The organism is Candidatus Albibeggiatoa sp. nov. BB20 (genome assembly GCA_016744725.1).
GTDB lineage: Bacteria > Pseudomonadota > Gammaproteobacteria > Beggiatoales > Beggiatoaceae > Albibeggiatoa.
The window spans coordinates 1-15,125 of record JADGDW010000119.1 but is presented as its reverse complement, the minus strand read 5'-3'; the positions used below and the strand labels follow the sequence as shown (position 1 = coordinate 15,125).

Genomic DNA, 15,125 nt, shown 5'->3' with positions numbered 1-15,125 from the left:
ACATTGTGCCCAGGGCTTGCTTGGGCACAATGTCACCTGTATCAGCGGTCTCACCTTCACTCACTTTATAATCCCAGCGGCAGGCATTGGTACATGTGCCTTGATTTGGATCACGGTGATTCATATAACCTGAGAGCAAACAACGACCTGAGTAAGCAATACACAATGCGCCATGCACAAACACTTCTAACTCCATATCAGGACATTGTTGGCGAATTTCAGCAATTTCTTCCAGCGACAATTCACGGGATAAAATAATCCGAGTTAAACCCAATTGTTGCCAAAATTTAACGCTAGCATAATTCATGGTATTGGCTTGTACTGATAGATGTACGGGGATGTCTGGCCAGCGTTCACGTACCATCATGATTAAGCCTGGGTCGGCCATGATGAGCGCGTCAGGCTGCATATTAATCACAGGTTCAATATCAGCTAGAACGGTTTTGAGTTTACTATTGTGTGGTAGGATGTTGGCAGCAACATAGAATTTCTTTCCGTGGTCATGCGTTTCCTGTATTGCCTGTTCAAAACTCTCTAGTTTATTGAAATCATTATTTCTCACTCGCAAACTATAGCGCGGCTGACCAGCGTAAACAGCATCAGCTCCGTAAGCCAGAGCATAACGCAGGTTTCTTAGGTTTCCTGCAGGAGCAAGTAATTCAGGTCGTTTCATATTGGTAAGTCTTCAAAAAGGTTGGGGACTTCATAATTTCATACTAAACAAGTCAGTTTATTGGGGAAGTGCAATATGATTTCAAGCAACGGCACTGTTACTTTAATCCATCCCCAATTCTAGTTTCATCTATTTGTCGTAAGATTGTCAACGATTTATTGCTTAGTTATCAGGTTTCATTTCTATAAAATAATCATAAGTCTAGTTTTTAAAAATAACGAATATACAGACTAAACTCATTTGAGTATGATGAAAGCGACAAAATTTTATTTAATGATTTAGATATTAACTCACCTTACGTAAATAAAAGAATTTTTCATTTTATGTAGGGTGGAATAGCGCAGCGTTTTCCAGCAAAATATACGATACGCTCGGGATGGTGGAATACGGTGAGAGAGAGTTTATTAATAATAACTAACATCAAAGGCTCATCTATTCCACCCTACTCTTTCAAACTTTTTTTCATTTTCGTAACATGAATTATTAAGTTGGTTTGATATTGGCTAAAATTGCTTCAAATCTGCTTTTCTTCAGTTCTTTCGTTTTCCAATTTCATTAAATTCTGATTTGGCCTTAACTTATTCCGCATTGCGAGCCTTATATGATTTAACATTGATCCAAAATATTGATAAATAAAGCCTGAATTTCTAAAAAACACACATATAGATCAAGGATAACGCTGTACTGAATTTTTTTAAAACAAGATCAATTTACGATTTTTAATTTGAGAACTATAGTTTAAAAAATGGTACGGTAGTAAAATAGTATTCATAATAAGTGCAATGTTAAATCAACATATTGCTGACTGTTGCCCAAATTCAAGCGTTACCATTAAATTAATTTAGGGAGTTTATTTATGCGTTTAGAGAAATTATTAGCTTATGTACTGCTTTTGAGCTGGCTGCCAATAGCGATGGCAATGGATAGTCAAGCAGTTATTGATAGCGCGGATCGGGTGCAATTTGCTAAAGGTCAATTTTCAGCCGTGATGACTGGGCAAATAGATACAAATACAATAGAAAAACACTATATGTTAAGGGCTAATGCTGGGCAGACGATGTCTATCCAATTAAATTCCAACACGCCTTATTCATTTGTTTCAGTGTTTCAAGTTGCAGGCAATCAATTGCAAGAAATTTTATCTTCTTCTGCGACACCAACCCATTGGTCAAATACCTTAACCCGCAATGCTGATTATATCATTCGTGTTGGTTTAACTCAGCCTGATACAATCCAAATTCATTATCGCTTAGAAGTGAGCATTTACAGCGGTAAATCCAAAGTTGCTGAGGTAATGCCTTCTCCAACAATTGTGACTTCGCCTATTTCAGCACCTGCACTTAAATCAGTTGAAGAATCAGTAAAACAAGCAGCTGAACAAATTATCCCTAGCATTCCAGCAGTGAATGTACCAAAAATTGCAGAACCGATCAAAACGGTGATTAACCGTCCAGCAGTATCTGCTGTAGAAGACACCACTGCTAATAATGTGGGCATGTTAGTTACCAGCGCTCAAATTGAAGGGGATTATATTTTAAACCGCCGAGCAAACTTGAATGTATTAAAAATCTTTGGTAATCGTGTGTTTATACGTATCACAGGTTTAGGCCAAATAACGTGTAATTTTACAGGTTCAGGTTTATTGACCAGCGATGTTGTTACAATCCACAATAAATTCATTGGTGAAACGATTCAATTTGAATTCCTTCCTGACACCGTAATCGTTCGTGGTGGAAATAAAGCAGGGGCATTTTGTGCGGGCAGTATGACGGTTGTTGGTAAATATGTACGCCCTCATTTGTTGCCACCTATTCAAATTGCACAGCCATCACAACCCACTAAACCTTCTACAAGCAAACCGCAAGCAGCTAATATTGTTGATATGTTGCAATGTCGTTGCTCTGTGTTTAATCGTGAGTCTGCGACAATACAACAAATGATGCAAGTTTGGATGCACGGTTTTAGACAAGGCAAAAAAGCATCAACTCAATTAAGTTTAGATTTATCAGCCACTAATATGGAAGCCTCATTAGCTCAATTAGCACAACATTGTGCCACTAATTCCAATTTATATTTGCTACAAGTCCATGATGATTTAGCCGAAAATAATCAGCAACAGACCATTAATGAAGTTGAGGAAGAAGGCGCATTAGCTTTCATGCGTAAATTGGCTAAGAAAGTCGGCAATATTATTGAAAGTATTTCGAGTAATGAGTTAGATATGTCGCGTCATTTATGCTTTGATTTCCGTCGCCAAAGTGAAGAAAACCAACGCACTATCATGTCTTGGGTATTGGGTTATGGTCAAGGCCGCATACATAACTTTAGTGAAATCCCTGTTGATTTTACAATTAATTTCTTAGACCAAAATATCAGTGTATTAGATAAATATTGTGCCGATCATGAAAATGAAGCCTTAATCAGTGCAGCAGATGCTTTATCAAGTCGTTAGGCCTCGATTTTCTATCCATCTGAATAGTTAGTTATTATGTAGGACTGATTGTTTTAATTACTATCAGTCCTTTCTTTTGTCTAGGGCTATGTATCTAGCCTTGATTTTTAGCCAGTTCAATACAAGTTAATGATATTTAGAAGCCAAAGGCTGTTTCTCAATACCCCATCATTTAGCCATCAGCCTTAAGTATAATTATCACATCCCAGTCTATAATTAAGGATAAAAATCTATGCTTTCAGCATTAGAGGCACTTGAGCGTTTACGAGAAGGTAATCAACGTTTTGTGTCAGGTAATCTGCGCAGTCGTGATATGCTAAAAACCCAAGAAGGTCGTCAAACACTTCTCTCAGGTCAAAAGCCTTTCGCCGTGATTATTGGCTGTTCTGATTCACGTGTCCCTGTTGAGATGATTTTCGATCAAGGTTTGGGCGATTTATTTGTGATTCGAGTAGCGGGAAATATTGTTGCGCCATCACAAATTGGTAGTGTGGAATTTGCGGCTGAGGAATTTGGCACAAGATTGGTCGTTGTGCTGGGACATACCCATTGTGGTGCAGTGAATGCGACCTTACAACAATTGCAACAGCCTGTAGAAAATCAATCACGCAACTTACGTTCAATCGTCAAACGGATTCGTCCTTCTGTGGAAGGTTTATTAGAACTTGATTTAAAATATAATCCTGAAGAATTAGCCAGACATGCAATGCGTGCTAACGTGCGTGTTTCAGCCAGTCATTTACGCTTTGGTTCTGAAGTGCTTGAACACATGATAGAAGATGATGAATTGCTGGTTATTGGTGCAGAATATTCGCTAGAAACGGGTATAGTTGAATATTTTGATAATGTACCACCAACGATGTAAGTGTGCTTGATTTTTCAAGGGTGGGTTTCTACATGCTCAAAGTATTGTAAATTTTAAAAAGACAGATTTCATTTTGTTCTGCCCACCCTAATATGTTTAAAGTAAATTATTTGTTCAAAAAAATAGATCATTCATATCAGTTCAACTGTACTCGTTGTCCCCAAGGTACATGATGTTTACCTTTAACCAACCAAATCACAGGATAATGCGGCGCATGTTTTGGAAAAGTTCCTTCTGCATCAGTGAAATATACCAATAAATCAGGCTGTGCATCATGTTGCTCTACATAATCAAATACAGGTCGAAAATCAGTACCACCACCACCTGCAATCGCCAAAGGCATATAAAATTCATCCCACGGCTCGAACTGCCACGGACATTCTGCTGCTAAATCAGCATCGCAAGCCAGCAAAGTAATTTTGGCGCGTAACTGTCCTTTTAAGCCATCAATTTCGCTCAAACATTCTGCAATTTCAGCATCACTGATAGAGCCACTAATATCAATCGCCACAATAATGTCCAGTTGTGCACTGCGTAAACTAGGAAACACCGCATTGCCTTCACGACGTGATGGACGGCTATAAGTGTAGTCATCTCGGGCGGTCATGGTCATGTAACGCGCCAATAATGAACGCCAAGGTAAACGTGGCTGTAATAAATGATCGACCAGTCGCGCCATTTCAGCACCGAGCTTACCCGCTTGCATCGCTTGTTGTGCAGCACCTGCTAAACGCTGTCGCCATTGAGTCTCTAAATTTTGCTTTTCGGTATCCGTTAAAGGAGGCGGTTGATCGGCTAAATCGTCTTCAGTCGCTTGGTTTTGCTGTGGTTCATCACCTTGCCCTCCAAAATTATCCTCACGTTGGGTTTCATCTAAACCACTATCACCTTGTGGATCACATTCTTCATTCGATGGTGCTTGAGTATCAGAACCTTGCTCACCTTCGCTGTGTTGTTCTTCATCTTCATAAATATGCCGATCCATCGGTTCATCAGCATTATTTTCATCGATATACGGATAAATTTCCTCAGCCGTCATACCCTTATAACTTTGCTCAATCCATACACCCGATGGTGGCGTAAGATTATCATCTAATAACAATGGATTAATTGCATGATCGCAGGCAATATCCCAGCGAAATTTATTCCGATGTTCACGACGCGCAAAATGAGATAAAGCACAATGCAAGGCTTCATGCGCCAAAACAAATTGCACTTCATTGACATTTAAATGTTCAATATATTCAGGGTTGTAATAAAAATGTCTCGCATCTGTAGCCACTTTTTCACACCAATCAGGATTGGCTGCTTTCATAGGCAAACGTAATACCAATGCACCTAAAAAAGGCTTATCTAAAATTAATTGGGTTCGAGCAGCAGATAATTTATTTTCTATGCCATGATAGCTGTTCATGCACCTCTCCATTATTTTAATTTTATTGTTATAGTTTTTAACTCTTTATATAAATTTAGGTTTCTACTATATTTGTGCAAATGACTTGAGGGCTTTTTTGATGTATTGCTTTAATAGTATACTGAATAAATCAAGAAAGAAAAAAATGTATAAATCTTGCATATTTTTGCTATATTTTCTTCCTAGTCAGCTTTGGTAGGATAACACTTTGAGGGAGAGGTTTTAATGTTGACATCGCGCTTTCTGACCTATGTGCTGCTTTTAATACTATTATTACTAAATGGTAGCGCATGGGCAAATTTTGAACAATGTAATGAAACGGTACAGACTATTCCAGTTAATAATACCGCAGGCATTTCAAGCAGTATCACAATAACAGATACCAGTATTGGCGTGATTAAAACCATAGGTATTAGCCAGTTAGATTTAGAGCATGGAAATGTTGGTGAACTCACATTCAAGTTGAGCAATGGCTCAAGCACCGTGATTTTACTCGAAATGCCAGACACCACAAGCGCAAAACCTGAAGGCTGTGTTGGTAAAGATTTTGATGATACCGAAATTAGTGATGATGGTTCAAAAGCGATACAAACCAATTGTAAAGAAGACCAACCCGCTTATGGCTCATCAGATTTCACCCCCAAAGAAGCGTTAAGCATATTTACAGGTGACAATGCGGCAGATATATGGACTTTTACGGTTATTGATAATAATGACTATGGTTCAGGTACACTGAATAAATGGTGTATTAAATACACAGTTGAATCAGCAGCAACCGTCACCTTAAGTCCATCAGAAGGCACTTCGCTAGATTTTGGTGGCGGCACGATTGAAACAGGTAATACAGAAACCGATAGCCTGACGATTACGGAAACAACCGGCTCATTTTCTTTAGTCGTGGAGAGCGCAAATTTTACAGGCTCAGACAAAGCCAACTTTGCTTTAACTTCTCATGATATTAATAATGATTTTCCCATAACGATCACACCGGGTAACACCGATACTTATGAGATTTCTTGCACTCCTTCTGATCGCGGTACGCATACTGCCATCTTTCATCTCTATACAAATTTACCTGCTCCTTATGATGAATTAACCTATCCGCTGACTTGCGAAGGGATTGGTGCGGGCTATGATGATAATGGCCAAAGCGGCACAATTGATTTTGGTGATATAGATGTAGACACGACCAGCTCGGTAGAAACCATCACGATTAGTGAAGATGGTGAGCTAGATTTGGAAATTTCTAAAATTAAACTCACTGGTTCAGGTTCTGGTGACTTTACCTTAACAGGCAAACCTAGTTTACCGCATACCATTGGTCAAGGTTCTGGTAGTAGTTTAGATTTAGAGGTGACTTGTACACCAACCGAAGTTGGGGAACGCACCGCCACGATAAGCATTAAAACCAATGATATTACCAATGCAACCAATGACTATACGTTAAAATGTACGGGTAAAGGCGCAATTTATGAATCAGGGCCTGATCCTGGTGATTCACTCAGTTTTGGATCGGGACAACCAGGTGTCGACAGTACCCGCAATATTTCAATTTATAATACAGGCAATGAAACGCTAACGATTTCTGATGTTGATTTTACTGACAGTGGTGATGGCAGTGCTGCTGCTTTCTCTTTGAGTATTAGTTTGGGTTTGGGCTTAGATATTCCTGCAAATGGGACAGATGAATTACCTATTGAATGTTCTTCAGCAACTGAAGGTAGTTATACTACGACTGTTTCCGTTACCCATAATGGAGCAGATTCACCCGCTGAATATACTATCACTTGTGAAACTAACAGTGCTATATCCCCAGAATTTAATTCAATGCCTATTATTGGTAGCACGTTAAGCATGGATGAATCAGTTGAGGTTGGTGAAACCACTCAAAGTATTTTGTATGTTTATGAAATAGGTACAGATACCGTCACAGTTGATTTAACCGATTCAGCAAATCCATTTGGTGATGGTGATGATGCCGAGGTGTTTAGCATTATCAGTCCAAGTTTTCCAATTTCTATTATTGATGGCAGTATGGCTCAAGCAATTCAAATCCAATGCGCACCGACGCATAAAGGCACACATACCGCCACTTTAAGCCTAACTCATAACGGCACAAATGCGACTAATCCTGCAACCTATACCGTTAGTTGTGAAGGTAAAGCCCCTGTTTATGTGAATAAAACCATTCTTATTGGCAGCACGCTAGATGTTGGTGAGGCAACCATAGGTAACACAACAGCTGATGCTATTTATAAAGTAAGAAATGAAGGTGATGCAGATTTGATCGTAGACAACATGACGATTACAGGCTCACATGCAAGCGATTTCACCTTAAGAAACCCAAGTGATGGTGATTATACTAAAAATCCCAATAAAAACATGTCAGTAAAAGTACGTTGCACACCATCTTCTATCGGTTTGCGTACAGCAACCTTAAGTGTTGAAACCAATGACCCAGAATATCCAACTATTGATTATGGCTTAGAATGCACGGGTAAACGTCCAATTGGTGCAGGCTATGCTTCAATACCAATTCCCAATAGTACAACTGAAAGCGGTAATGATATTGGTGAAATTGAATTTACTGCGGTGTCTGTTGGCGGGACTTCCAGTACAACATTGGATATTACCGAAGGCGGCACAGCGGTATTAAAAGTGTATCAAGATAGTCCATTGATTAGTGGGACGAATGCGGCTGATTTTGCAATCACTAATAATTTAAGCAGCATATTTGATAAAAGTGATGGCGGGTTTCATATTGCAGATGGCAGTGGCGGTGAAGTCACGCTCAATTTGAGTTGTACCCCTTCAGCAGTAGGCGTACGGACGGCTTATTTATACCTCATCAGCAATGGCAAAATTTTCACCAATCCAGCTTATAAAATGACCTGCGAAGGTTTGCAGCCTGCTTATAGCTCAGACCCAGAAGACAGCATTGATTTTGGCAATACTGATATTGGAGTCAAAGTTACCGAGACGCTGAGTATTTCAGAAACAGGTACTGATACTTTAACCGTGAATTTAGCTGATGAACCCATTACAGGCGATCATGTTGATGAGTTTGCGATTGAAGATGATTCTATTTTTCCAATCAGTATTGCAGATGGTGATAGCGATGTTGATGTTGAATTAAGTTGTACTCCAAGCGGCAAAGAAAACCGTACTGCAACTCTAAATTTAACTAGTAATGATCCTGATAAACCCACAATTAGTTACTCTTTAACTTGCTATGGCAATCCAAAACCTGCTTATGATTCTGAGCCAGAGCCTGAAGGTGAAATTGATTTAGGCGGTGGCTATTTAGATGTAGCAATCAACGGTATTTTAACAATTAAAGAAATCGGTACGGATACCTTAGAAGTTGAATTAGCTGATACACCATTTACTGGCGATCATGCCGATGACTTTAGTATTGACGAATCTGCATTTCCATTGAATATTGATGATGGTGGTGACGAAATTGAGGTGAGCTTGACTTGTACTCCAAGTGCTGAAGGGGTGCGCACGGCGGTTTTAAATCTCACCAGTAATGATGAAGACTTGCCAGAAATTACCTACAGCGTGGAATGTATTGGCAGTATTGAACCGATTCCCGTTTATGGTTCAAACCCAACTGTTGCAGAAACTATCAGTTTTGGCAGTATCGAAGTAGGGCAAACTTTAAATCAAACCTTGAGCATTCAAGAGCGCGGCAACACCACCTTAACCATTGATTTGGCTACTAGTTCAATAACAGGGACTCATGCCAGCGACTTTAGTATTGATAGCAGTTTATTCCCAATGGCGATCGCGGATGGGGGCGATAGTGTCGATGTCGGTTTGACATGTACTCCAAGCGCAAAAGGCACACGTACTGCGACTTTAAACTTGGCCAGTAATGACACGATTACTCATTCATCAATTAGTTATGATTTAACTTGTAAAGGTATTGTGATTGAGGTGGAACAAGAACCGACAACCGCACCCACATTACCTCATCGAAAATTAACTATTCAATTTGAAGGCAATGGTTTTGGTACAGTCACAACTTTGCCAGCAGACGTTGATTGTAGTAATCACGGTGCGCATGAACAATGTGAAAATGAATATTTACAAAGTGCAAAACTACAGTTAGCCGCTACGCCACATGATAATTCTTACTTTGTGGGCTGGAGTAATAATTGTAAATCTGAAGCCATTGCTTTAGATAATGACATAACGTGCATTGCGAACTTTAAATTATTACCAAAATACACACTAAACGTGCTTGTTATCGGCAAAGGTGAGGTTAATTCCAACCAATATCCAAGTTTTAATTGCCATTCTGCTAAAACTGAAAAATGTTTCTTAACCGATTTGATTCAAGATACTACGGTAAATTTACAGCCGACACCTGCTGAGGGTTGGTCATTCGCAGCTTGGGAAGCAGATTGTGATACCAACGGTCAAGTGTTGATGACATCAAATAAAGCTTGTCATGCGATATTCACCCCGAATACAACGGAACAAGTAAAATTTTCAGTCAATATTCGCAGTGGTAGTGGTACGGTGCAATCTGATTCTGTACCTGAATTAGCTTGTCAAAACAACACGGGCTTATGTGCGGGTGAATACAATATTCAGACCATTATGGGCATAATTGCGATTCCAAATTCACCGTATATTTTTATCGGCTGGTCAGGTGATTGTAGTGATGCAGGTAAAAGTGCAACCCATAGCGTGCAGTTAATCAAACCTGAAACCCATTGTATTGCTGACTTTGCATTGCCTCCGCCTGATCCAGAAGAGCTGCCATCAGAAGAATTACAAGAGCCAAATGAAATAGACGAACCCGAAGTGTTAGAAGAGCCAGATAAAACGGACGAACCTGAGGAAACAATAGAAAAAGAGCAGCCTGAAATAAAATGTCTCACAGAGGGACGTTTAAATTATGCTTGTAATGCTGAAGGCGAAATTGTGCAAGATTTAACAGTGTTACCACACGGCAGCATTAGTCATATTGTGGTTGAAGGTGACATTGATAACCAAGGTTGGGTGTCTGACAGTCATGTTAAATCAGGTGGCAAAATTTCAGGTGGTACATTAACAGGTCAAACCAAAGTTGATGACGGTGGCGTGTTAGAAAATGTCACTTTGAAAGGTGATTTGATTGAAGGCGGTACATTGCGCGGCGAAATTCGTAATCAAAGCCCTGTTGGTGGTGTGATTAAAGATGTGTTGTTAGATGATAATGCGGTGATTAAAGGCGGTTATGTTGAAGGCACAATTGAAGGAAATCCAACCGAACATTGTCAGCCCACCGCGCGTTTAGAAAATGTCATCGTTTTACCTAATACGGTATTAAACAATATCGTCATCGGTGAAGAAGTTAAATTTGGGCGTAATGTCGTGATTGGTGATTGTGTGATTGTCGCAGACGGTTCAATTTATCGTCCCGATCAAGATGAAGTTGATGATAACGGTATAGTACATTTAGCCAAAGATTCCTACGTCAACGATGGTGAATTAAAGGGTGATTTTGTCGGTGATGATGATGGTTTACCCTTGTTAGAAGATGTGCTCATCGGTCAAGACAGTACGGTGGACAATGTCATTTTAGGTCAAGATGTGGTCAATCATGGCGAAGTGACTAATTTTGAATTGCGCGGAATTGATTTCCGAGGCGGCACAATCGGTGGTGAAATTGATGTGACCCGAGGCGGTACAATTGAAGATGTCACACTTGTGCCTAATACTAAAATCGATGGCGGCAATTTCAAAGGTGAAATCAATGGTGATCCCAATGCTCCTGCAACCATTACTAACGGTTTTATCAACGCCGATGCTTGTATTAACAATGTGATTTTAGCTCAAGGTACTGTGATTGCTGAAGGCGCGTGTATCGGTGACAACGTGATTGACGAAGAGCCAGAATCAAAACTTGAGGAAGAGCAAGAACTGGAAGATATGTTACAAGTTGAGCCTAATGGTGATTTGTTGGAAAGTGAAGCTAGTTTTGACCCACGGGTTGCGGTGTGTGACATTCCTCGCACCAACAATACATTATTATCCAAACGTGATGCGAAAGGCCTAGAATTACAAGCCCATATTGGTGTTGACCCGATACACCAAGGTTTAGCAGGTGAAATGTTGATGATGGCGCGACATAATTTCAATGGCATTGTAACTGATGTCATGAAGTTAGCGGATGGCTCTTGGGTTGATTGGCATGAAGGCATAGACATTGAGCCATTTCAAACCTTTGACGCTCTGCCAGAAGGGATTGATACTTTTGTCTTTAAAGGTGATTTAGGTCAAGTTCGCGGTGAAATCAGTGTATTTATGGGTTATCGCCTAGCTGATGGTACAACAGTATATAACGGTGGTGAGCCACTGCACGTGTTTATTGATACCACACCAGACACTTGTTTAGTTTATGCGATTCATGATGAAGGATTAAATATTTCCCAACCTGTCATCATCGATTTAAGTGTGGGTTTAGATGGCGATATGCGTTTATTGGGTACAACGCGCACTTTCTATGGTTATGACATTGAAGGCATGGAATTGCATCCTGATGATGATAATTTATTGCTCGGCACGGGCGGTGATGATTCCAATGTGTATGGCAAACAGCAAGACGGTAATTTATATACGATTAATAAAACCACGGGACATATTAAGAGAATAGGGCGCATTGTCAGCAGTGATGGCAGCATTAAGTTTGAACAAGTGGCGGGTATCGCGTTACATCCAATCACTAAGCAATTGTGGGGTTGGGGCATTGTGAATAAAAAAGACCAATTTATGGCGATTTTACATATTGACCACACAACAGGTGTTGCGCAAATTCACAAACAATTTGAACATAGTCAATTGAATAATGTCACAGGTTTAACATGGGATCGTGATGGTAGTGTGATGTTTATGTCGAGTGAAGATAGAGTCTGGCGTTACAATCCTAATACGCAAAAGATGAAAGTGGCTTGTGAAGGAATTAGCGATCAAGTTATTGGTTTCTTGAAAGGTCGTAGTGACAGTTCGCAGCTTAAATTAATTGGTGGACGCAAAGGTGAAATTGAAGGCTTGGATATTCAGCCGAATGGATGGTTATTAATTGGTATTGATTATCAAGCTTCAACTGCCAGTAGTATTGTCGCTTATGATGCTGAAACCTGTGAAGTCAAGCAAATTCAGACTTTTCGTAATTCAGTTTTCCATGATTTAGAATCGGTGGTTTGGCCTGTGAAAGCATGTAATGACCAATCTTGGTTAAATGAAGACCCTTGCGCTGAGTTTAATCAGTAATGTTGTTAAGGCTTTGAATTCCTAAGGAGTTCAGAGCCTCAACTTATCCAATACAGATCATCAAAAAATGTTAACGATACAGAACTATGCTGACATCATAAACACACTGGTTCAAGAAGAAAAAATTAGTTATTACGAGTTTCTAGCTCATTCTTTAACCATCGCTTGTCGATCTATTTGGTCAGATAATGAATTGACAGAACAGCAAAAAATTGAAGGCATGAAATGGTTAAATGAGATTTCTCATAGAATCATAGCTAAAATTAGAATTGAAAGAACGCAAGCGCATGAATGGAAGGAAGAACATATTATAGGAATAATGCAGCATTATGTTGAACAAGCACCGCAGATTAAAAATGAGGTTGCTTGGGCAATCAAAGAGAGTTATAAAACCCTAAAAAACCATACCCAATAAGGCTTTATATTTTTCTTATCAGGACGGCAAGTTATTTAAGAACGGGCAGTCCTAATAATTCACTGATATTTCCCTTCAAAAAATTCAAATTACCCCAGCTCGCAATAAATCGTGCATATTCAATGCACCGACCAATTTTTCATCTTTATCAACAACTAATAGTGCGCTGATTTTATGTTGCTGCATAGCTTGTAACGCATCAACGGCCAAACTATTTTGCTCAATTATCACACAATTGGGGGTCATAATTTCCGTGACTAAAGTATTGTGCACATCCAGTTGTTTATCAAACGCCCGCCGCAAATCGCCATCAGTCACAATTCCTTTCACATAGTTATCGTGATCGACAATCGCGGTAATGCCCAAACTTTTACTATTCATTTCAACAATCGCATCGCGCAATGTAGTATCTAATGGGACTTTAGGCAATTGTTCATCACTGTGCATAATATCGCTGCTTTGCAGTAATAAACGCTTTCCTAAACGTCCTCCGGGATGAGAGCGCGCAAAATCATCAGCACTAATCCCTTTCGCCGTTAATAAGGCCACCGCCAACGCATCACCCATCACCAAGGCAACGGTGGTACTGGAAGTTGGGGCTAAACCCAATGGACAAGCTTCTTTAGTCACACTGACATCCAAATTCACCGTAGAGGCTTTTGCAATCGTAGAACGCGGATTGCCAGTCAAACTGACCAATGGCACACCCAGCCGCTTAATCAATGGCAAAATAGTGAGAATTTCATCCGTTTCACCAGAATTAGAAATAGCCAACACCACATCATCCGCTACAATCATACCCATATCACCATGACTGGCTTCTCCGGGATGAACAAAAAATGAGGGCGTGCCTGTACTGGCTAAGGTTGCTGCGATTTTACTACCAATATGCCCTGACTTACCAATACCAATCACCACCACACGGGCTTTACAATGAAGAAAGACATTGCAGGCATCGATAAAAGATTCATCAATCCGCTCGGCTAAGGAAGAAACAGCTTGAGATTCAGTATGTACAACAGCCAATCCCAATGTGCGGAAATCGTGTGCAAAATCACTTGGCGTATTCAAAGTTATACCCTTTTATTAGAATATCTGGATATTATTATTGTAGCGGCTTCATTCTGTTTTCAAAAGAGATGGCTAACTTTATTAATCACTATTTGAGGAACAACAGAGAAGCAAAAATGGAATAGAGGACTAATCATACAGAAATGAGTTAGAACAGCCGAGTTTAAAAAAATAGTGGATTTCGAAGGTTTTATTTAGAAATGCCAATCATCAAATATAGTCGTTTTACTTTAAAGTGATACAGGACTGGCAGTCCTAGATTTTAAAACTAATTGATATTTAAACAATAACAGGACTGCCAGTCCTAACACATAAACCAAAATTAACTATCTCGACACTCCTATATAACTCGTTTTTATAACACGGCTATATAATTACTTCTCGCTAAATAAATCTTCAACTTTATTTGCAATCCGATTCTTAGAGGCTGCTGCCTTCATGAAAATCACAATAGACTCTAACTCGCCAATTGCGGCTCTGGTATCAATACCTTGCTCACCTAGAATTTTTCTCACTTCACCACCACAAAACCGAATCAAAAAATCATCATCGCGTGCCATACCAATCGCCAAGCCAATCAGGTAAGGTGTTGCTTTATCACGGTTCATGGCTATTTTGACTGAGAATTCTTGCCATGCCTGCATCCAGCGAGTCTTTTCAGAACTGGTAATACGTGAGGTGTCAGTACGCAAAAATAAGATGATGGAATTCATGTTTTTAGACAATACATCTTCTTCAACCTTACCTATTTTGCACAATGCTTTAGAATGATGTTCAATACAATGATCGCACTGGTAATACAAAGCCAAACCCAACGCCACGCATTCTTTTTGCTCAAATGGTAAGTATGTATCCCATTTTTCCTCACCATCAGTGCCACTGAACACAACCATGTGCATCAAATTCATCAAATCTGATACATGCCGAGGAAATACATTATCTTTAAAAACTTTACTACTCATATAC

The 15,125-nt window shown here is 39.6% G+C and carries 8 protein-coding genes; 4 read left to right on the top strand and 4 right to left on the bottom strand.

What is annotated here, in order from left to right; translation table 11 throughout:
* Positions 1 to 673: U32 family peptidase (locus ABXH34_RS13125; RefSeq protein ID WP_353572340.1), on the bottom strand; the 673-nt coding region annotated here is incomplete at its 3' end.
* Positions 674 to 1,529: 856 nt separating this feature from the next.
* Between ABXH34_RS13125 and ABXH34_RS13120 the strand changes: the two genes are divergently transcribed.
* Together ABXH34_RS13120 and ABXH34_RS13115 are read left to right on the top strand one after the other, a co-directional pair.
* Positions 1,530 to 3,125: a hypothetical protein gene (locus tag ABXH34_RS13120; protein ID WP_353572339.1), complete on the top strand. Its 1,596-nt coding sequence runs from the start codon at positions 1,530 to 1,532 to the stop codon at positions 3,123 to 3,125.
* A 232-nt stretch (positions 3,126 to 3,357) separates the two neighbouring features.
* Complete coding sequence (locus tag ABXH34_RS13115; RefSeq protein ID WP_353572338.1) at positions 3,358 to 3,990, top strand: carbonic anhydrase; 633 nt, start codon at positions 3,358 to 3,360, stop codon at positions 3,988 to 3,990.
* 136 nt (positions 3,991 to 4,126) lie between these two features.
* Here the strand turns inward: ABXH34_RS13115 and ABXH34_RS13110 are convergent, their stop codons facing one another.
* Positions 4,127 to 5,404 (bottom strand): vWA domain-containing protein, encoded by a 1,278-nt coding sequence (locus ABXH34_RS13110; RefSeq protein ID WP_353572337.1) that lies wholly within the window; start codon positions 5,402 to 5,404, stop codon positions 4,127 to 4,129.
* 225 nt (positions 5,405 to 5,629) lie between these two features.
* On the opposite strand from ABXH34_RS13110, the gene ABXH34_RS13105 reads away from it, so the two are divergent.
* Both ABXH34_RS13105 and ABXH34_RS13100 read left to right on the top strand, forming a co-directional pair.
* Complete coding sequence (locus tag ABXH34_RS13105; protein WP_353572336.1) at positions 5,630 to 12,673, top strand: choice-of-anchor D domain-containing protein; 7,044 nt, start codon at positions 5,630 to 5,632, stop codon at positions 12,671 to 12,673.
* A 67-nt stretch (positions 12,674 to 12,740) separates the two neighbouring features.
* The gene (locus ABXH34_RS13100) at positions 12,741 to 13,088 is read left to right on the top strand and encodes a hypothetical protein (RefSeq protein WP_353572335.1); all 348 of its coding nucleotides are present in this window, start codon (positions 12,741 to 12,743) and stop codon (positions 13,086 to 13,088) included.
* An 84-nt stretch (positions 13,089 to 13,172) separates the two neighbouring features.
* Here ABXH34_RS13100 and ABXH34_RS13095 read toward each other — a convergent pair whose 3' ends face one another.
* Positions 13,173 to 14,159 carry a KpsF/GutQ family sugar-phosphate isomerase gene (locus ABXH34_RS13095; protein WP_353572334.1) on the bottom strand — a complete coding sequence of 329 codons (987 nt, stop codon included), beginning with the start codon at positions 14,157 to 14,159 and terminating at the stop codon, positions 13,173 to 13,175.
* 374 nt (positions 14,160 to 14,533) lie between these two features.
* Positions 14,534 to 15,125: carboxymuconolactone decarboxylase family protein (locus ABXH34_RS13090; RefSeq protein WP_353572333.1), on the bottom strand; the 592-nt coding region annotated here is incomplete at its 5' end.

Excerpts from the sequence above, each read along its gene's own strand:
- ABXH34_RS13120 (WP_353572339.1), top strand. The coding sequence starts at position 1,530 with ATGCGTTTAGAGAAATTATTAGCTTATGTACTGCTTTTGAGCTGGCTG.
- ABXH34_RS13115 (WP_353572338.1), top strand. The coding sequence starts at position 3,358 with ATGCTTTCAGCATTAGAGGCACTTGAGCGTTTACGAGAAGGTAATCAA.
- ABXH34_RS13110 (WP_353572337.1), bottom strand. The coding sequence starts at position 5,404 with ATGAACAGCTATCATGGCATAGAAAATAAATTATCTGCTGCTCGAACC.
- ABXH34_RS13105 (WP_353572336.1), top strand. The coding sequence starts at position 5,630 with ATGTTGACATCGCGCTTTCTGACCTATGTGCTGCTTTTAATACTATTA.
- ABXH34_RS13100 (WP_353572335.1), top strand. The coding sequence starts at position 12,741 with ATGTTAACGATACAGAACTATGCTGACATCATAAACACACTGGTTCAA.